The organism is Pontiella desulfatans (genome assembly GCF_900890425.1).
Classification (GTDB): domain Bacteria; phylum Verrucomicrobiota; class Kiritimatiellia; order Kiritimatiellales; family Pontiellaceae; genus Pontiella; species Pontiella desulfatans.
The window spans coordinates 801,306-819,681 of record NZ_CAAHFG010000002.1; the positions used below are offsets into that span (position 1 = coordinate 801,306).

Below are 18,376 nucleotides of genomic sequence, written 5' to 3' on the forward strand. Positions count from 1 at the left end.
CCAAGCGGGTCAGGATTAACGTTGGAAACAGATAGATGAAACAACTAATCCCATTCTTAGCAATTGTTATCTTAACGGGCTGTGCTGGCCCAATGGATTATGTTTCTCCGGGACTCCAAGTTGTCGGGAGGTTAAACCAGACAAATATTTATGCGACTCAGCCCTATGACTATCGTCATATGAAACGGATTTTGGATGAATCAAATACTGAAGAAGAAAATCACAGACCAAAAGAACCCGTCGAAATATCAGAAAACGGAGAATTTGAGATTAACGTATATGGGTTTAGAAGAGGTGGTTTATTTTGGATTCTTCCACCGCTTGGAGGAATTGGGTTAGATTACAAAGCAGAAGTTATTATTGAAGTAGAGGGGCAATCTCCCAGAGGAATTGTCATGGGAAAGAAACCCGAAACTTACATTTATGACCCTGAGCAAAAAAAGGTTGTTAGAGATGTCTCAGATTTCATTCAAGTTGTTTCAGTATCAAAGACAGAAAGAACGGAGCCCTTCCCGTGGAGTGAAGACAAAAAAGAAATTGTGGATAAATTAACAATTAAAATAAAAGATTTCCAACCAGTGAATTCACATGTACCAGTTAAACGCGGCGAAATTTATTGATGAGGCAAAGCCGTTTGCGCGTTTAACTGGCCAGTGATTCTGGTCGTTGGCATGACATAAGAAAAATACATGGAAGAAGCATTAACATCTGAACCTTTCACAGTATGGGGATTGATATCCTCAGCTGGAATATTTGGTGCGATAGTAATTCTTATCTCAAGCCTATTGATCATAGTCAGCACAATTGGATTAATCTCCAACAGATCAAAATCGAAATTCTATCAGTGGATTCTCGGAGTAATAGTTAAGTTCAACTTATTGTCAGCCACCATTATTTTTACAGCAGGAATCATAAAATTCATTGTGATTAGTCAGACAGCAATGTGTTTTCATTATCATAGTTATTTGAAGGAACTATTGATGGGAATTCACATTCTATTGCTCACAGCCTTAGTCGCTTTCGGTATAAAAACTTTGAGTTCAATCAAACAGAAATTTTGCCAACCAGAACATTGAGCCTACTTGGACAACGCCCGATAAATTCGGTCAACGTTTAATTCCCAAGGCGGCTCATGTTGAACGTTCGAGAAAATAAAATGAAAACAATAAAGCTATTAGCAATACTGCCATATCTCGTAATCACAACAATTGCCTCAGAATTATCAGAACCAGACTTAAGCCTCAACATTCGCTGTAATGAAGGAGAAGTTATCCTTGCGGGCAACTCCAATACCAACTTTGAGTATTTCATATGCTCATCCAGCAACTTGACCGAGTGGTGTGTTCTCAACGAACACAAATCACCAACAAACGGCCTTTCAGAAATCTCAATAACCAAACCTCTTTCAAACCAAGCATTTTTCAAAAAAACAGTTGCGTCTGTGAAAGATATTGCATTCGTTACAACAGGGAATGCTGATATTTCAACAGGAGCAATTAGAAAGGACGGCTACTCACTTTTCGTAGTATCGACTGATAATTCATCTGGTGAGGCATTATTCACTACCCCCGATGGATCAGGAGCCTTGATAGCTTACAACGAGAATGGACTTCCTGAAACATTAACCACAGATAAGTATGTTTTCTACTTCACGAACTGGAGAAGTGACTCTGCTGATGTGTATTGCATCTCAAACGGAATTGTTTTGGAAACTTGTTATAATGTTCCCGTTGATGAAGCACTCATTGAACAAGCACAAGAACTGACAGCTGACATCCCCCAAACAATGCTTACCCTTGCCTCTCAGCAGAACTCATCTAATCTTGATGAATTTCAAAAGAATCTTTCGATTGCAGGGACTGCCGCAAGCACGGGGATTTGCATAGTAAGCACCGCTGCAACAATTGGTTCATGGGGAACCTCATCAGGGATTACAGTCCCTGTTGCGGCAGTTTCATGCACAAGTGCAGTACTTGATATTACAGCACTAATTACAGAAAATCGCTGGATTGGTCGAGCAAGTACTGTTTGGTCTGCAACTACTGCCTTTATCAATCCCGGCGGATGGGCAACAGCGACCGCATCAGCAATCGGTTTTGGAAATTCTTTGCTAGGGGAGTACCTAAATGGGGCTACAGACGCAAGAGATGCAATTGAAGAGATAGAGAATAATTATGGAACCGAATTTAAAGGAATTACATTCCCTCTTGGACTTGCGAGCTTCGCCGACAGAGTAATCTCGTATAATCCAAGTTACTCTGGCGGAGCAACACCCACTGAACCTACATCTATGAATGAACAATCAGCAATTGGCTCCCCTGATCATCCGGGAGGAATTAGCCCGGGTAGCGTTGCTTTGGGATCAGGAGGAAGGATTGTTTTAAAGTTTACAGATAATTATCTACTAGGTAGCGATAGCAGCGCCCCAGATCTATATATTTTCGAGGTAGGAAGTAATGTTGAGGATACATTTGTCGAAATAAGTAGTAATGGCTCTACTTGGCACTCCGTTGGGAAAGTCTACGGAGGAACCTCGTCAATTGATATTGATAGTTATGGTTTTTCATCAAGCAATACATTTAGCTATGTTCGACTAACTGATGACCCCAATGAGGGCGGCAACACAGGGACGTGCGTTGGAGCAGACATTGATGCAGTAGGCGCAATATCTTCTACTAGAAGAAACTAGCTCGAACAAAGCGTTCCACAACTATTTCTCACCGCGCAAACGCGGCGAGAAAAGTGTGAACGCACACGTTAGCAAATAATAAAATAGGAAATACATTATGAAAAAATTTACCACACTAAACGAAGTAGCAGAGGCCATTGATGATCGTGGGTTCTCAGTTGTCGATCCCAATGGAGTCTCTCTTTACATTTTTTCTGAAAGAGATCCATCTGAAGAATTCAAACAATACTACAAAAACTAGCCGAACCAGCTTGACCCTACCGAAAAAGGGGTCAGCCGATGAATCTTAGAATCAAGGATTATTGAAAGGACAAATGGTCAGGCCGCCTAATTCGTCATATTGAATCGAAGCCCAGCATTACCCTGCTGCACTGCGTTCAAGACACGAAAGCCCCCGCTCCGTTGGAAGCATCCATGAGGCCGGATTCGGCAAATGGGTCAGAGTACCTGGGTAGATGCAAAAGATCACGAGCGGTTTTGGGGGCGCGGTGGTTGCCCGTTCGGCGGGGCAGGCGGGACGCCTGCGGTACAGCAAGTGGCGCGTAAGCGTGCGGTGGTATTTCCCCGACGGGGGCCAGAAAGCCCCCGCTCCGTTGGAGCCGCCCATCGATCCTGTCCATCAGGTAATTCGGGCAGAACACGACTAGCCGATGCTTTGGGGCACGGGATGAACTCGCGCCAGCGGACGAGGCCGGATTCGGCGGGGCAGGCGGGACGCCTGCGGTACGGCAAGCGGCGCGTCGGCGGGGCGGAAGTTTGTCCGGTCAGCCGCCGATGCCGACGTCGAGGCCCTGTTCCTTGAAGATGGCAATGGCGCGGTCGATATCGTCCTGCGTTGGTTCCTGCATGGCGTGGAGGTTGCAGGGCTGGTTTAGCCGCTTGAGTTTGGAGGCCGCGATGTTGTGGTATGGGAGCAGGTCGATGGGTTTGCGCGCCCCGTCGAGCGAGGCGATGAAGGCGGCCGAGGCGCGTATGTTTTCCTCGTCGGCATTGATGCCTTTGATGAGCGGGATACGGATGATGATCGAGGCACCGCTTTTGGCGAGGAGCTGGAGGTTTTCGAGGATTATGCGGTTGTCGACACCCGTCCATTTTTTATGTGCGGCTGGATCCATGTGTTTCAGGTCGAAGAGGAAGAGTTCGGTATGCCCGGCGATTTCGAGCAGGGTTTCGGGGTCGGCGAAGCCGGAGGTGTCGACCACGCGGTGGATCCCTTTTTTTCCGCAGGCCTTCAGCAGGTCGAGCAGAAAGGCGGGTTGCATCAGCGGCTCGCCGCCGGAGATCGTTACACCGCCGCCGGACTGGTCGAAGAAGACGGTTTCCTTTTCGATTATCCTGGCGAGCTCCTCCGCGGTTTCCTCCCTGCCGGTCGTTTCGATCGCCTTGGCCGGGCAAACCTCCGCGCAGGTTCCGCAGAGCGTACAGGCGGCGGGGTCGGTCACGATTGTGCCCTTGGCCAGTTCCAGTGCGTTTTCGGGGCAGGCCTTCACGCACTCGCCGCAACCGATGCACTTGGCGGCATTGAACATTTTCTGCTGTTTGGGTGAAATGCTTTCCGGGTTGTGGCACCACGCGCAGGAAAGCGGACAGCCCTTGAGAAAGATCGTCGTGCGGATGCCGGGGCCATCGTGGATGGCATAGTGCTTGATGTCGAATATAAGGCCAGATCCCATGTCATGAAATGAAGGGTTAAGCATTCTTATTTAAAAGGATTCGTTTTCGGTTCGATCGATGACCTCCTGCTGGAGGTCTTCGTTCATGTCGTTGAAATAATCGCTGTATCCGGCCATGCGCACGAGCAGGTCCTTGTAGTCTTCCGGGCATTCCTGCGCGGCGCGCAGGGTGGCGGTGTCGACGATGTTGAACTGGATGTGGTGGCCGCCCAGGGTGAAGTAGCTGCGGATCAGGTGGCAGAGCTTGGCGATGTCTTCGTCCTTCTTCAACAGGCTGGGCAGGAAGCGCTGGTTGAGCAGGGTGCCGCCGGACATGGTGTGGTCGAGCTTGGCCAGCGATTGGATGACGGCGGCCGGCCCGTGCGTGTCGGCGCCGTGCGATGGCGAGGTGCCGTCGGAGATGGACTTTCCGGCCAGTCGCCCGTTCGGTGTTGCGCCCATCACCTTGCCGAAATAGATGTGGCAGGTGGTGGAGAGCATGTTGAGGTGGAACTTCCCGCCTTTGGTGTTGGGTTGTCCTTCGATCAAGCCCAGCAGGTCGTTGTAGACCTTCAGGGCAATGCCGTCGGCTTCGTCGTCGTCGTTGCCGAAGAACGGGGTGCGGTTGAGGATCGTCTGGCGCATCACCTCGTTGCCCTCGAAATTTTTCGCGACGGCATCGAGCAGGGCGTCCATTGCGTAGCGCTTGTCCTCGAAGACGTGCTTTTTGATGGCCGCGAGCGAATCGGTCACGGTGCCGAGGCCGGTGCACTGGATATAGTTGGTGTTGTAGCGCGGCCCGGCATCGTAGTAGTCGCGCCCCTTGGCGATGCAATCCTCGATGACGACGGAGAGGAACGGTGCCGGGGCATACTTTGCAAACATGCGGTCAATATAGTTGGAGACGCGGATTTTCTGGTCGATCACGAACGAGAGCTGCTTGTGGAAGGCTTCGTAGAGTTCCTCGTAGTTCTTGAAGTCGCGCGGGTCGCCGGTCTGGATTCCGCAGCGCTTTCCGGTGCACGGATCCATCCCGTTGTTCAGGGTGACTTCCAGGATTTTCGGTACGTTAAGGTAGCCGGTTAGGACATAGGCCTCCTTGCCGAATGCGCCGACTTCGATGCACCCGGAGCAGCCGCCTTCGCGGGCGTCGTGCAGCGATTTTCCCTGGCGCATCAGTTCCATGATGTAGGTATCGGCATTGAAGACGGAAGGATAGCCGTGGCCCTGGCGGATGACGCGCGCGGCCGCCTTGAGAAACTGTTCCGGCGTTTTGGTGCTGATGTGAACGGAGTTGCCCGGCTGCAGGATGTGGAGCTCTTCCACGATTTCGAGCATGATGTACGACACTTCGCTCACGGCGTTGCCGCCGTTGCGGTCGACGCCGCCTATGTTGAGGTTGGTGAAGTCGTTGTAGGTGCCGCTTTCGCGGGCGGTGATGCCGACCTTGGGCGGGGCGGTGTGGTTGTTCACCTTGATCCAGAAGCAGGAGAGCAGTTCCTTGGCCTGGTCGCGCGTTAGCGTGCCGGCGGCGGTTTCCGCGTTGTAGAACGGGGCGAGGTGCTGGTCGAAGTGGCCCGGGTTCATGGCATCCCATCCGTTGAGTTCGGTGATGGTGCCGAGATGGACGAACCAATACATCTGGATCGCTTCGTGGAACGTGCGCGGCGCGTTGGCCGGAACACGGCGGCACACCTCCGCCATCTTCCTGAGCTCGGCGGCGCGCTGCGGGTTCTTTTCGGTGAGGGCCCTCTGTTCGGCGAGCTCCGCATGGCGGTTCGCGAAGACGATTGCGGCATCGCAGGCGATGGCCATGGCCTTGAGTTCCTCGGCCTTGTCGGTCGCATCGGGGTCGGCCAGGTAGTCGAGGCGGTCGAGATGCGCTTCGATCTGTTTCTTGAAATCGAGCATGCCCATCCGATAGATTTTGCCGTCGAGGCTGGTGTGGCCGGGGGCGCGCTGCTCCATGAATTCGGTGAAGAGGCCCGCTTCGTAGGCCGCCTGCCACTCCGGCGGAACGTGGCTGAAGATGCGTTCGCGAACGGTGCGGCCTTTCCAGTAGGGGATGACTTCGCGCTCGTAGGTGTCGATATCCTCCTGGGAGATGGTGTAGCGCTGTTGCTCGCGTGTGTTGAGGACTTGGAAATCCTCGACGGAATGGCAGGTCAGCTCCGGGAAGGTGGGTACGGCCTTGGGGGCCGGGCCGCGTTCGCCGACGATCAGTTCGTCGTCGCCGAGATAGATGGTGTGGTTGCGGCAGATTTCCAGGTAGGTCAGGGCGCGCATGACCGGGATGGAGTGCTTGCCGAGGTTTTCCTGGTAGAACCGCGTTTCGATCAGGGCGCGCTCGATGGAGAGGGACGGCTGCGTTTCGAACGTCTGCCGGCGCAGGCGCTGGACGCGTTCGTTCATGCCCGGGCCGATGGCGACCGGATCCGTGTTGTTGTAGAAGTTGCCTTCCGCCGCGGCCGGGCGTTCTGGATGGTTCAGCTGGGTTGTGTTGTGCATACAATCGTCCCGGGGTTATAGGCTTTCCTTGTTCAGCAGGTGGCGCACGAAAAAGGCCCGGCGCCGGTGCTGGCCGTAGGGGGTGTCCAGCACGCAGTGCCCCCCGTTGGGGGCGGCATAGAGTTCGAAATCCTTGCCGGCCTGAATGAGGGCATCAACCACCTGCATGGTGGAGGAGGGATCGACATTGGAGTCGAGCATGCCGACGGCGAGCAACAGCTTGCCGTTCAGTTTGTGGGCATCGACCAGGTTGGAGCTTTTGCCGTAGCTTTCGTCGACGGGCCATCCCATCCAGGCTTCGTTCCACCAAAGCTTGTCCATCCGGTTGTCGTGGCAACCGCAGTCGGCGATGGCCACCTGGTAGAAGTCGGCGTGGTCGAGCACGGCGCGCATGGCGTTTTGTCCGCCGGCGGAACCGCCATGGATGCCCACCCGTGCAATATCCATGCAGGGATGTTTTTGGGCGGCGGCCTTGATCCATGCGATGCGGTCGGGGAAGCCGGCATCCTTGATGTTTTTCCAGCAGACGTCGTGGAATTCCTTGGAGCGCCAGTTGGTGCCCATGCCATCGATCTGAACCACAATGAACCCGAGTTCCGCGAGTCCCTGCTGTTTGCTGTAGGGTTTGAAGGCCTTCTGGGTGAAAAAGCCGTGGGGCCCCGCATAGATGGATTCAATGACCGGATAGTTTTTCTTCGGGTCGAAATGGCTTGGGCGGTAGATTACGCCATGGATATCCGTTTTGCCATCGCGTCCCTTGGCAACGAACGGTTCCGGTAGGTGGGGGTGGATGCCCAGGAGCCTTGAAGCATCGGCCTTACCGAGGTCTGCGATTTTCTGGCCATCGGACGAACGGCGGAGCTCATGCACCGGCGGTTGATCGGCCCGCGACCAGGAGTCGGTGTAAAACCTCCGGTCCTTGGAGAAATGGACGGAATGGGTACCGTTGCCCTCGGTGAGCAGGACGAGTCCGGTTCCATCGAAATTGATTCGGGCGAAGTGGGAATAGTAGGGGTCCTGCCCCGGGAGGTGGCCGGCGAGCTCGAACCAGACCTGCCGTTTTTCTTCGTCCACCTGCTCGATGCCGCGAACCACCCAGTGGCCGGAGGTGATCGGTTTGATCGATCCATTCCTGCGGTTGACGAGATAGAGGTGGTTCCATCCGCTGCGTTCCGACATCCAGATCGTTTCGTCGGTTTCGTCGAGATGGTGGATGAGGGTTTTCTGGCTGTAGTCGATGAAGGTCGGGCTTTTTTCCTCGATGACCGTCGCGATTTTTCCGGTGGCGGCCTGGAGCGCCAGGAGGCGAAGGGTTTGGTGGCCGCGCTCGTTATAGAGGAAGAAGAGGCGGTCGCCCTCGGGCGTCCAGTGGAATTCCTTGATGTGGAACGGATGGGCATGGAGCGAATCGTCCAGCGGGATTTCCCGGCCCGCTTCCAAATCGAAAAGGTGGGGTTTCCTGATATCGAGGATGTCGCCGGGTTTCGCATAGGAAATGGTTTGGGTTTTCGGTTGAAGCTGGTCGCTCGGGGCCGCGCAGACGAGATCGATGGTGCGCCGGGTTCCGGCCTTCTCCTTCGAAACAACGAGGTGCCGGCCGTTCGGCGACCAGCGCATGGGGCCGACGTAGTTCCAGTCCTTGGAGCCATCGGTGGTGAGCTGGAGCTCCTTTCCGGTCTCGTTGTTTTTGACAAAAAGGTTGTGGTCCCTGATTTCCGCCGACCATTTTGCGGGGGGCGTGTTGGGTGTCTTTGCCGGTCGCTTGCCGTTGTCTCGTTTTACGGGTTTGGCGCTCAGGAATGCAATGGCGGGTTGTTTTGCCGCGGTGTAGGCGAGGCCGCCTGCGGTAAACACATGGCCGGCATAGGTGTTTTGCACATGGGTTTCGCCCGGCTTGAGGGTGGCGTATTTCCTGCGGGTCCCCGAGGGGGCGATCCATTCGATCGCGTGCGTCTCCTCGGTGTCGTTGATGAAGTGGAGTTTGGTGCCGCCGTTTCCCTTGCCGCTGCGGGTGTTGGGGCCGACGGGTTTGGGTTGGAGGGCGAACGGATTGTCCGCAGGTTCAACCACGGATAGATCCTGGCCGGATGCGCTGATGGTCCGGATCTGTTTTCCGGCCACGGCCAGGCAGACGAAGCCGCCTGTTTCCGTGATGGTGAAATGGGGGATGACGGGGGGCTTGCCGTCAAAAAACCGCGCAAGCGATTCCGGCGCGATGGCTTCTTTTTTTTGGCCGGTCGCCGTGGAGACTTCCCAAACGGTGCCGCCGGATTGGTGGAACAGCGCGGAATCATCCGGATTCCAGACCGGCGAGAGGGTGGCGTTTTCGACCGCTCCGGACATCTTGTTCTTCAACGCGCGTACCGCCGCATCGTCCACCGTGGCGAAGGCCGCGGTGGCGATGGAAAGGACAGCGAAAAGAAATGGATGATATTGTACACACATGCGGGAGGAGCTTTAGAACATGTTCCCCGGCGGGGCAAGCCATTTCGGGCCGGGCATTCACGGAACTTGAAATTGTGTCCCGACAGCGGTATGTATTCGCGCCGGGTTATGAAACGGAATTTATCGCAACAGATTGAGTTGGAGCTGCGGGCCGCGGTGAACCGGGGAGGGCAACCGCCGTTCCGGCTGACCCTGCTCGCCCTGGCTGAACACTACGAAGTCAGCATCCAACCGGTCAGGATTGCCGTCGACCAGTTGCTCAAGGAGCAGTGGTTGTTGCGCAATACGCAAGGGCGCCTGATTATGAATCCGGACAAAAAAGGGGCGTTGGCGGGGGCGTCGCCTTCGGCCAAGGCCCGGGCAAAGCCGGATATTGGCGCACGGCTTGAAGAAATCATCATTCAACGCTCCCTGAAGGGGGAGGATGTCTTTTTGCGCGAGGAGGAGACGGCCGAACAGATGGGGGTTGGCCGGACGATCGTGCGGGCCGAGCTTACCCGCATGCACGGGCGCGGCCTGGTGGAGCATGTGCCGCGCCGGGGTTGGCGCGTGGGCGGCTACAGCGAATCGCGCATGCTGGAATATCTCGAAATCCGGGAGACGCTTGAGCTGAAGGCGTTGGAGCTTGCCCAGGAGCATCTGGAGGACAAGGTGCTGGAGCGGTTGCTGAAGCGGAATTCGCCGGATGCCAAGGGGAAACCCCGCATCGACGACAGCCTGCACGCCTATTTGATCAAGCGCTCGGGCAACCGTTTCATCATGGGATTCTTCGACCAGCATGGCGCATACCACGCCGCGTTGCTGAACTATGCCTCGCTGGCCGGCTCGTTCCTTGCGGAAATGTCGGAACAGCATCGGGATATTCTGCAGGCGCTGCTGGATCGGGATTTCGCCAAGGCCCGCCGCAACCTTCGCCGGCACATCCGTTCCCAGCGCCCGAACGTGGCCCATTTACTGAAACTGGCGGGGGTGGAAGCCAAGGCGTAACCGAACGGACTGTTCCTCCGTTTGGCCTCCCGCTCCTGGGCTGAACTGCTCTGACGCAAAGCCGCTTTTGGGTTTCCATGATCCGGGAAACGTTATAAAGTCCTTCACATTATGGAAGAAATAAACCAGCGAAAACGGGACCATATCAACATAGTCTCCGACGACCGGGCCATCGATCGTCGGAAGGCCTATTTCGATCGCATCCACCTGACGCACCGCGCGCTACCGGAGCTGAACCTGGCGGACGTTGATCCATCCACCAAATTCCTGGGTAAGGATTTGGCGTTCCCGTTGCTGATTTCTTCGATGACGGGCGGCGCCGACGAAGAGTTGGTGAGGATCAACCGCAACCTGGCCATCGCCGCCGAGGCGGAGGGGGTTGCGCTGGCGGTCGGTTCGCAGCGGGTATTCCTTTCGGACGAGGCGGCGCGCGAAAGCTTCGAGCTGCGCGAGCATGCCCCCACCACGGTCTTGCTGGGCAACCTGGGAGCGGTGCAACTCAACTATGAACTGGGCTTCGCCGACTGCGAGGCCGCCGTGCAGGTGCTGGAGGCCGACGGTCTCTACCTCCACCTCAATCCGCTGCAGGAGGCCGTGCAACCGGAGGGCGATACCGATTTCGGAGGACTCCGCAACAAGATCGCCGCGATTGTGCAGACGTTGAAAAAGCCCGTAATCATCAAGGAGGTCGGTGCGGGGATTTCGCCGGAGGATGTGGAGCATCTGCTGGCCTCGGGCATCAAGCATATCGATGTCGCCGGAACCGGCGGCACCTCCTGGAGCATGGTGGAAAGCCGCCGGAGCGACGACCCGGCACTGGGCGAGCTGTTTGGCGACTGGGGAATCCCAACCCCGCTGGCCCTGCGGATGATGAAGCCCTACCGGCACGAGATGAACCTGATTGCCTCGGGCGGGATCCGCAACGGGATCGACATGGCCAAGAGCATGGTTCTCGGCGCTTCGCTGTGCGGCATGGCGCGGCCGTTCCTCGATCCGGCGCGGGAGTCGGCCGATGCGGTACGGATTGTGCTTAGAAGAATTAAACGCGAATTTACAACGGCCATGTTCCTGCTGGGGGCTGGCGACCTTGACGGAATCAAGGATAGAGAGGAGCTCATCCTGGATGAACATTGGAATTGATCGGCTAAGCTTCTATACGTCGCACTACTATGTCGACCTCAAGGAGCTCGCCCAGGCGCGCTCGGTCGACGCCGATAAATACTATGTCGGCATCGGCCAGGAAAAGATGGCCATTCCATCGCCCGACGAAGATGTGGTGACCCTAGCGGCCAGCGCCGCCTATCCGCTGATGCAGGCGGGCGACCTGGCGGATGTCGAACTGTTGCTGTTTGCCACCGAAAGCGGGATCGACCAGTCGAAGGCGGCGGGCGTCTATGTCCACGGCCTGCTGGAAATGGCGCCCCGCTGCCGATGCGTCGAGCTGAAACAGGCCTGCTACAGCGCCACGGCCGGCATCCAGCTCGCCATCGGGTTCGTGGCGCGCAATCCGACCAAGAAGGCGCTCGTGATTGCCTCCGACATTGCCCGCTATGAACTGGGCACCCCGGGCGAGGCGACGCAGGGCTGCGGCTCGGTCGCCATCCTGATCTCCGCTGACCCGCGCATCATGACCATCGATCCGGAGTGCGGCTACTACACCGAGGACGTGATGGATTTCTGGCGGCCGAACTACCGCTCCGAAGCACTGGTGGACGGCAAATATTCCACCATGGTCTACATTCATGCGCTGGTCGAATCGTGGAAGCAGTATGCCGAACTGACCGGCCGTACGCTGGCCGACTTCGACCGCTTTTGCTACCACATCCCCTTCACCAAGATGGCCGAAAAGGCGCACCAGAAGCTTTGCCGCAAAACGAAGGTTGAGCTGGACAACCAGGCCATGCAGGCGCTGCTCGACGAATCGCTCCGCTACAGCCGGATCACGGGCAATTGCTATTCCGGCTCGATGTATGTTGGCCTCACCTCGCTGCTCGACCTCGCCGAAGAGGATCTGGCGGGCAAGCGCATCGGGCTCTATAGCTATGGGTCCGGCTGCGTCGGCGAGTTTTTCAGCGGGGTCATCCAGCCCGGATACCGCGCGGCGCTCTTTGCCGAACAGCACCGGAATTTGCTGGAGAACCGCACCGAACTGACGTATCAACAGTACGAAAATATTTTCAACTATGGCGTGCCGACCGATGGCGGGGACTATGTGTTCCCGCAATACAAGACCGGGGCTTTCCGGTTCTCGGGCATCAGTCAGCACAAGCGTGAATATGAATCGCTAGTGGAATGAAGAATGAGGAATGTAGAGTGAAGAATGGTGGATCTCAGGCGGCGATGGCCTTTGTTATCAGCTGTCGGATACCGATAATTCTTCATTCTGAAATCTTAATTCTTAATTGATTATGAAAGCAGTCGCCCCGGGAAAGTTGATTTTAAGCGGTGAGCATGCCGTGGTCTATGGCAAGCCTGCCATCGCCATGGCGATCGACCGCAATGCCGTTTTCGAGGTGACCCCGCAGGCCGGCAACCAGGTTTCGTTCGACCTCCCGGGCATCGCGCTCGGCGAATCCCACACCGTAAACGCCCTGCGCGACTTCAAGCGCCGGCTCGACCGCAAGTACCAGGAATTCGTCAATGGGCAGATTGGCATTGGCTATGTGCTTTCCGCGCCGGCCGACCTCTTCAAGTTTGCCTTCATCCACACCCTCGATGGACTCCATAGCAAGCTGGACTCCGGGTTGGTGATGAAACTGCGCTCCAGCATTCCGGTGGGCTGCGGCATGGGCTCGTCGGCCGCAACGGTACTCAGCGAAATCCGCGCAATGGGGCACTACCTGCGCGTCGATTTCAAGCCGGATTGGTATTACGAATATTCGCTCGAAACCGAAAAGCTCCAGCATGGAAGGCCGAGCGGGGTCGATTCCTATATCTCCCTCCACGGAGGCTGCGCCCGCTTCCAGAACGGAGAGGCCGTCCCGATGTCGTTGCCGCGAACGAAAATGTTCATGGTGCAAACCGGTATTCCCGAATCCACCACGGGCGAGTGCGTAATGGAAGTGGAGCGCAATTTCCGCAACAGCGAAATCTGGGGCGAGTTCGAGGCCGTCACCAATGCGTTCGAAGAGGCCATCCGCGCCAACGACGAGCAGAAAATCCATTGGCTGGTGCGCGAAAACAACCGGCTACTTTCGGCCATCGGCGTCGTTCCCGAAATCGTCCAGCGCTTCATTGCCGAGGTTGAGCAATGGGGCGGTTCCGCCAAGGTGTGCGGCGCCGGTTCCGTGAGCGGCAGCAAGGGCGGCATCGTCCTCGTCTTCGCCGAGCGCCAGCCCAGCGAACTCTGCGCGAAATACGGCTATACCGTCTCGCCCGTCCGCGGCGATCCCCTTGGAACGCGTATCGTTTGACGTTTATCCGTTGGAGGTTGGGTTTGGGTGGAAAACTAAAGCTAAGTAAATCGGTGATAATCGAAGAACTGGCCAATCGACACAAAGATCAAAGGACCGACCCCTAATGATGGATGATACTGTTGTCATCACAACATCGGCACCCGGTAGCCTGATGCTGCTAGGGGAGCATGCGGTTCTCCATGGATACCATGCCCTTGTGGGTGCGATCAATCGCCGCATCACGGTGCAGCTCACCCAAACCGAGACGGACTTCGTGCGGATTTTTTCCATCCTCGGGGAATACCAGGCGCCATTGAACGATTTGGTTGACCATTCCTCATTCGGTTTTGTGATCCAGGCGATCCGCCAGCAGGCGGAGCATATCCCGACGGGCTTTGATCTGAAGATCGATTCCGATTTTTCGTCCACCATCGGTTTCGGTTCGTCGGCTGCCGTGACGGTGGCAACGCACGCGGCGCTGATGGCTTGGATCATGGGCGAGGAACCGCATCGGGAAACCCTATTCAATCAGTCGCTCAAAACGGTGCATGAAGTACAGAAGAGCGGATCGGGATCGGATGTGGCGGCCAGCGTGTTTGGCGGTATGGTGGGTTACACCACAGCACCTGAATTCCACCCGTTGGAACTTTCCGTTCCGCTGACCGCTGTCTACTGCGGATATAAGACCCCGACGCCGGAGGTCATCCTCAAGGTTGAACAGATGCGCAACGAGGACCCAGCGAAGTATGAGCGCATCTATGCAACCATCGATGCCAGCGTTATGGAAGCGATCGACGGTCTGCGCAACCACGATTTCCCGGCCTTCGGCGAGGTGCTCAACCGCAACCAGGAATTGATGGACGAGATAGGGGTGAACACACCCGAGTTGCAGGAAATAGTTTCCGCACTGCAGGCGGCGCCGGATGTGTTCGGGGCCAAGATTTCCGGTTCCGGACTGGGCGACTGCGCGATCGGCGTTGGCTATGCCGACCTGGCCGGTCTCGCCTATCCGGTTCATCGTCTGGAAATCACATCGGCAGGGATCCTCTACCATGGATAGCGGCGAGATGAAAAAGCGGTTGCGAAGGGTGTTGTTCGAGAACAACACGCCGGGTGGGCGCGCATTCGACATCCTGTTGTTCATTGCCATTGTGGTGAGTGTCGGATTGACGATGCTCGACAGCGTGAAATCCATCCATGCGGCGCATGGTGCGCTGTTGTTTGCGCTCAACTCGCTGTTTTCCATCCTGTTCACCATCGAGTATGCCCTCAGGCTCTATTCAGCCCCCAAGCGGACTCGCTATGCGCACAGCTTTTTCGGGGTGGTCGACCTCCTCGCCATTCTCCCGTTCTATGTCGGGATGATTATTCCCGGCACCCGTGTGCTCGATGTGATCCGGGTGCTGCGGGTGCTGCGTATTTTCCGCGTCCTCAAGATGGCGCAGTATGTCAACGAGTCCGACCTGCTGCTGAACGCGCTCGTGGCCAGCCGCCGCAAGATCGGCATCTTTTTCGTGGCGGTTCTCACCATCGTCACGATCATCGGATCGCTGATGTACATTATCGAGGGCGAGGCCAACGGCTTCACGAGCATTCCCAAGTCGGTTTATTGGGCCATCGTGACGCTCACCACGGTCGGCTATGGCGACATTTCGCCGCAGACCAACCTGGGCCAGTTTCTCTCTTCGCTGATCATGGTGGTCGGCTACAGCATTATCGCCGTTCCGACGGGAATCATTACCGCCGACATCGTCATAGCCCGCTCCAGGCAGGAACGCACCTGCCAGGCCTGCGGCCAGGGTGGGAACGAAAACGACGCGCGCCACTGCAAGCATTGCGGCGCTAGGTTGTAGGCGAACTCTCTTCGATCCGCTTATCGATGCGACGGATCCGGTCGGACATCGCAGGGTGCGAGGAAAAGTAGGCCCCTATCGTAGATGCGACGCCCTCGTCGCATTTCCCAAGCAGAGTAAACAGCCTGCACCCTCCCTGCGGATCGAATCCCGCGGCTTTCACCAGCGCAACGGCGAAACGGTCTGCGCGGAATTCCTGTTCGCGGGAATAGCCCTGCTGCACGAGGTGGCCGAGTAGCTGCTGCACCGCCGGATTGATGCCGCGGGTGCGCAGGCGCAACAGGCTGTTGATCACTGTCTTCGTCAGGAAGCGCTTGTTGGCGTCGCCATGGATTCCATGGGCAATCTCGTGGGCGAGTACGAACGCGATGGCATCCACATCCTCGCCGCAGCAATCGAATAGTTTTTCGGAAATATAGATGAAGCCGCCGGGAATGGCGCAAGCATTGAGTTCGTTCGAGCGGTCGAGTTTGAAGCGATGGTTCCGCTCCTTGTTGCGCAGGCGCCCGGTCAGCTTTGCCGCAATTTCCGAAAGCCGGTTGTTTTCGATGCACTCGACCTTCTCCTCGTAGATCTGCGCTAGCAGATAGCCCATCTGGAACTCGGTCTCGATCTTTTCCGAGTCGGTGCCCGCGAGCGATTTCATCACCCAGTTCGCCTTCAGGAACAACGGCGCCGTCTTGCGGCCGAGCAGGTAGGGCAGGGATTGTGAATTTGGAGGCATACGGATATTTATAAGGACAGGAGCATGGAATGACAGGATTATTTTTTGGCCGAGGTCATGATCCGGGAATTCCGGATCGTTCAATGCGCAATTGTAGGCGAGATCCTCGAACTCGCTTCCGCGATCCCGGATCGCGGCTACACGGATGGAACGCGGTCATACGGATCGTTTGGCCAGTTTTCTCCCCTGCACCTCGAACGCGATGCGATCGAGGAGGGGGGTGCACAGGTTGCCGAGCAGGACGGCGTAGACGATGGCTTCGGTGTAGAAGGTGAAATGGCGAATGAGCGCATTGCTGGCGCCGATGATGATGCCGCAGGCGAGTTGCCCGCTCTTGGACATGGGGGTGGAGACGGGGTCGGAGACAATGAAGACGGCGCTGGATAGGGTGGCGGCGGAAAAAAGGTTGATCAGGGGCGAGTGTCCGCACAGGGCGGTGGATACCGTAAACGACAGCAGGAAGGCGGCCGGTGTGCGCCAGGCGGTGATGCCTTTCCAGCAGAGCAGGCCGCCGAGCAGCAAAAGGATCAGCGGGTAGGTTTCGCCGGGGCTGCCGGGCACGAGCAAAAAGAGCCCCTCCCAAACGCCCTCGATTTTGCCGATCAGCAGTTGGGGCCAGTCGAGGGCGAAGCCTTCGGACCGGTAGAGCTCCTGCGGCGTGGCGGTGGAAATGACATCGGCGGTGGGCGTGCCCCAGTTGACCACGTGGTTCGGGTAGGCCAGCATCAGGAAGAGGCGCCCAACCATGGCAGCGTTGAAGCGGAGCGGTAGGCCGACCATCGGCAGCTTCACGATCCAGACAGCAATGAGGATCGCAAGGAGCATGGGCAAAAACGGCATGCTGGGTGGAACGCTGGCGGCGAGGAGGGCGGCACTCAGGGCGGCTCCCGTGCAGACGAGCCGGCGTTTGCGTTTGACGATCAGGGTGTAGAGGGTCTCGGCAAACGCACCGAGGAAGGCGTATCCGATCAGCTTCCAGATGAAGGTTGGATCGTAAAGAATGCTGTAGATGGCGCAGGGCACCATCAGCGCGAGCAGGGCCCAGGCGGCCATGGGGGCGCTACGCGATCCTACGCGCAGGAAGGGGCTGGCTATCGGCATTGCTTTCCCTCTTTCAGCAGATGCACCAGCGGGATGTCGGACGGGCATGCGGCGGAGCAGACGCCGCAAAGGAAGCACTCGGCCATCTGGGCCTTGAAGGCTGTGGAGGTGGTCTTTCTTGTTCGAATCCGTTCGGTCAGCGAGAATGGGTGCAGGCCGAGTGGGCAGGCGGTGTTGCATGCTCCGCAACGGATGCAGGGGCGCTCTTCCTTCCAGGCTTTTTCCCGCTGGATGACCAGTAGGGAGAGCGTGGTTTTCTCAACCGGATCGTTCGGTTCCACCTCGCGTCCCATCATCAGGCCGGAATCAACCAGCAGGTGGAGGGAGGGGTCGTAGGGCAGGTGGTAGGCGGCAAGAACCTCTTGGACGGTTTGGCCGACGGGAACAATGATGTTCTTGTAGAAGCCGGTCGAGGGCATCGCGAGGGTCAGCGGGCGTTCGACAACGGGGATTCCGTCGATGAGGGCGCGGCCGATGGCCCTGAGCGAAACCACGTTCAGCACGAGATAGCCCAACTGGAAGGGCCGTACGTCCGGCGGCGGCATGTTTCCGGTCAGTTTTTCCAGAATCAGTCGCTCGGCTCCAGCGGGATAGCGCCCGGAAAAAAGGACGATGTCGTATTCGGCGTTGCGTTTCCTGATCTCGGCGACCAAGGGATCGTCCCGTTTGACGGCCAGGACGATGCGTTTGGCCCCAATGGCCTTGGCGCAGGCATTGGCTCCGGCGGACACCCACAGGGAATCGTGCAGGAGGATGGATTGGTCGATCGTGATGCCCGGTTCGCATTCCACTCCGTTGATGACCAGCGTATGGGCACCCATGCTCGCCCGTACTTTTTTCGAGGTTTGAAAGCCGCCGCCACCCATGCCAATCAGGCCGATCTCGTCGAGGAACTCCGGAAAGGTTTCGGGATCGATTTCGTCCATACCGGGGAAAATCCGCTCCGGTCCGGGAAAGGGCCTTTCCAGCGAGTGGGGATCCGCCAGGTTGGCCCAATCGATCTTGATGGGGCGCGGCATGGG

Annotated in this window: 17 protein-coding genes; 11 read left to right on the plus strand and 6 right to left on the minus strand. The window is 56.9% G+C overall.

Annotation, left to right across the window (positions count from 1 at the left end; all coding sequences use genetic code 11):
• Positions 1-35: 35 nt before the first annotated feature.
• The 5 genes from E9954_RS19010 (at position 36) to E9954_RS19025 (ending at position 3,336) form a co-directional block, all read left to right on the plus strand.
• Positions 36-620, plus strand: coding sequence for a hypothetical protein (locus E9954_RS19010; RefSeq protein WP_136080864.1), 585 nt, complete (start codon positions 36-38; stop codon positions 618-620).
• A gap of 69 nt (positions 621-689) precedes the next feature.
• Positions 690-1,076, plus strand: a complete 387-nt coding sequence (locus tag E9954_RS32655; RefSeq protein WP_168442402.1) for a hypothetical protein — start codon at positions 690-692, stop codon at positions 1,074-1,076.
• Between the two features lie 80 nt (positions 1,077-1,156).
• Positions 1,157-2,689 carry a hypothetical protein gene (locus tag E9954_RS19015; RefSeq protein WP_136080865.1) on the plus strand — a complete coding sequence of 511 codons (1,533 nt, stop codon included), beginning with the start codon at positions 1,157-1,159 and terminating at the stop codon, positions 2,687-2,689.
• Between the two features lie 97 nt (positions 2,690-2,786).
• Positions 2,787-2,930, plus strand: a complete 144-nt coding sequence (locus E9954_RS19020; RefSeq protein ID WP_222847239.1) for a DUF294 nucleotidyltransferase-like/CBS domain-containing protein — start codon at positions 2,787-2,789, stop codon at positions 2,928-2,930.
• Positions 2,931-3,144: 214 nt separating this feature from the next.
• Positions 3,145-3,336 carry a hypothetical protein gene (locus E9954_RS19025; protein ID WP_136080866.1) on the plus strand — a complete coding sequence of 64 codons (192 nt, stop codon included), beginning with the start codon at positions 3,145-3,147 and terminating at the stop codon, positions 3,334-3,336.
• Between the two features lie 117 nt (positions 3,337-3,453).
• Here the strand turns inward: E9954_RS19025 and E9954_RS19030 are convergent, their stop codons facing one another.
• From E9954_RS19030 to E9954_RS19040, 3 genes are all read right to left on the minus strand, one after another.
• Positions 3,454-4,362 carry a glycyl-radical enzyme activating protein gene (locus E9954_RS19030; protein ID WP_136080867.1) on the minus strand — a complete coding sequence of 303 codons (909 nt, stop codon included), beginning with the start codon at positions 4,360-4,362 and terminating at the stop codon, positions 3,454-3,456.
• Positions 4,363-4,392: 30 nt separating this feature from the next.
• The gene (hypD, locus tag E9954_RS19035) at positions 4,393-6,753 is read right to left on the minus strand and encodes a trans-4-hydroxy-L-proline dehydratase (protein ID WP_136081260.1); all 2,361 of its coding nucleotides are present in this window, start codon (positions 6,751-6,753) and stop codon (positions 4,393-4,395) included.
• A gap of 111 nt (positions 6,754-6,864) precedes the next feature.
• The gene (locus tag E9954_RS19040) at positions 6,865-9,294 is read right to left on the minus strand and encodes a DPP IV N-terminal domain-containing protein (protein ID WP_136080868.1); all 2,430 of its coding nucleotides are present in this window, start codon (positions 9,292-9,294) and stop codon (positions 6,865-6,867) included.
• A 108-nt stretch (positions 9,295-9,402) separates the two neighbouring features.
• Between E9954_RS19040 and E9954_RS19045 the strand changes: the two genes are divergently transcribed.
• From E9954_RS19045 to E9954_RS19070, 6 genes are all read left to right on the plus strand, one after another.
• The gene (locus E9954_RS19045; protein ID WP_168442403.1) at positions 9,403-10,281 is read left to right on the plus strand and encodes a GntR family transcriptional regulator; all 879 of its coding nucleotides are present in this window, start codon (positions 9,403-9,405) and stop codon (positions 10,279-10,281) included.
• Between the two features lie 111 nt (positions 10,282-10,392).
• The gene (gene fni, locus E9954_RS19050; RefSeq protein WP_136080870.1) at positions 10,393-11,421 is read left to right on the plus strand and encodes a type 2 isopentenyl-diphosphate Delta-isomerase; all 1,029 of its coding nucleotides are present in this window, start codon (positions 10,393-10,395) and stop codon (positions 11,419-11,421) included.
• On the plus strand, positions 11,405-12,577 hold the full coding sequence (locus E9954_RS19055) for a hydroxymethylglutaryl-CoA synthase (protein ID WP_136080871.1): 1,173 nt from the start codon (positions 11,405-11,407) through the stop codon (positions 12,575-12,577). Before fni ends, E9954_RS19055 begins: the two co-directional genes overlap by 17 nt.
• A 112-nt stretch (positions 12,578-12,689) precedes the next feature.
• The gene (locus tag E9954_RS19060) at positions 12,690-13,694 is read left to right on the plus strand and encodes a mevalonate kinase family protein (RefSeq protein WP_136080872.1); all 1,005 of its coding nucleotides are present in this window, start codon (positions 12,690-12,692) and stop codon (positions 13,692-13,694) included.
• 106 nt (positions 13,695-13,800) lie between these two features.
• Positions 13,801-14,736 carry a mevalonate kinase family protein gene (locus E9954_RS19065; RefSeq protein WP_136080873.1) on the plus strand — a complete coding sequence of 312 codons (936 nt, stop codon included), beginning with the start codon at positions 13,801-13,803 and terminating at the stop codon, positions 14,734-14,736.
• A gap of 7 nt (positions 14,737-14,743) precedes the next feature.
• Positions 14,744-15,529 (plus strand): ion transporter, encoded by a 786-nt coding sequence (locus E9954_RS19070; protein WP_222847241.1) that lies wholly within the window; start codon positions 14,744-14,746, stop codon positions 15,527-15,529.
• Here the strand turns inward: E9954_RS19070 and E9954_RS19075 are convergent.
• The 3 genes from E9954_RS19075 to E9954_RS19085 all read right to left on the minus strand — a co-directional run bounded on the left by E9954_RS19075 (position 15,519) and on the right by E9954_RS19085 (position 18,373).
• Positions 15,519-16,253 (minus strand): M48 family metallopeptidase, encoded by a 735-nt coding sequence (locus E9954_RS19075; RefSeq protein WP_136080875.1) that lies wholly within the window; start codon positions 16,251-16,253, stop codon positions 15,519-15,521. The two genes, E9954_RS19070 and E9954_RS19075, sit on opposite strands and share 11 nt — an antisense overlap.
• Before the next feature lie 156 nt (positions 16,254-16,409).
• On the minus strand, positions 16,410-17,354 hold the full coding sequence (locus E9954_RS19080; protein WP_168442404.1) for an RnfABCDGE type electron transport complex subunit D: 945 nt from the start codon (positions 17,352-17,354) through the stop codon (positions 16,410-16,412).
• On the minus strand, positions 17,345-18,373 hold the full coding sequence (locus E9954_RS19085; protein WP_136080877.1) for a 4Fe-4S dicluster domain-containing protein: 1,029 nt from the start codon (positions 18,371-18,373) through the stop codon (positions 17,345-17,347). The genes E9954_RS19080 and E9954_RS19085 overlap by 10 nt, the downstream gene beginning before the upstream one ends.
• Positions 18,374-18,376 lie beyond the last annotated feature (3 nt).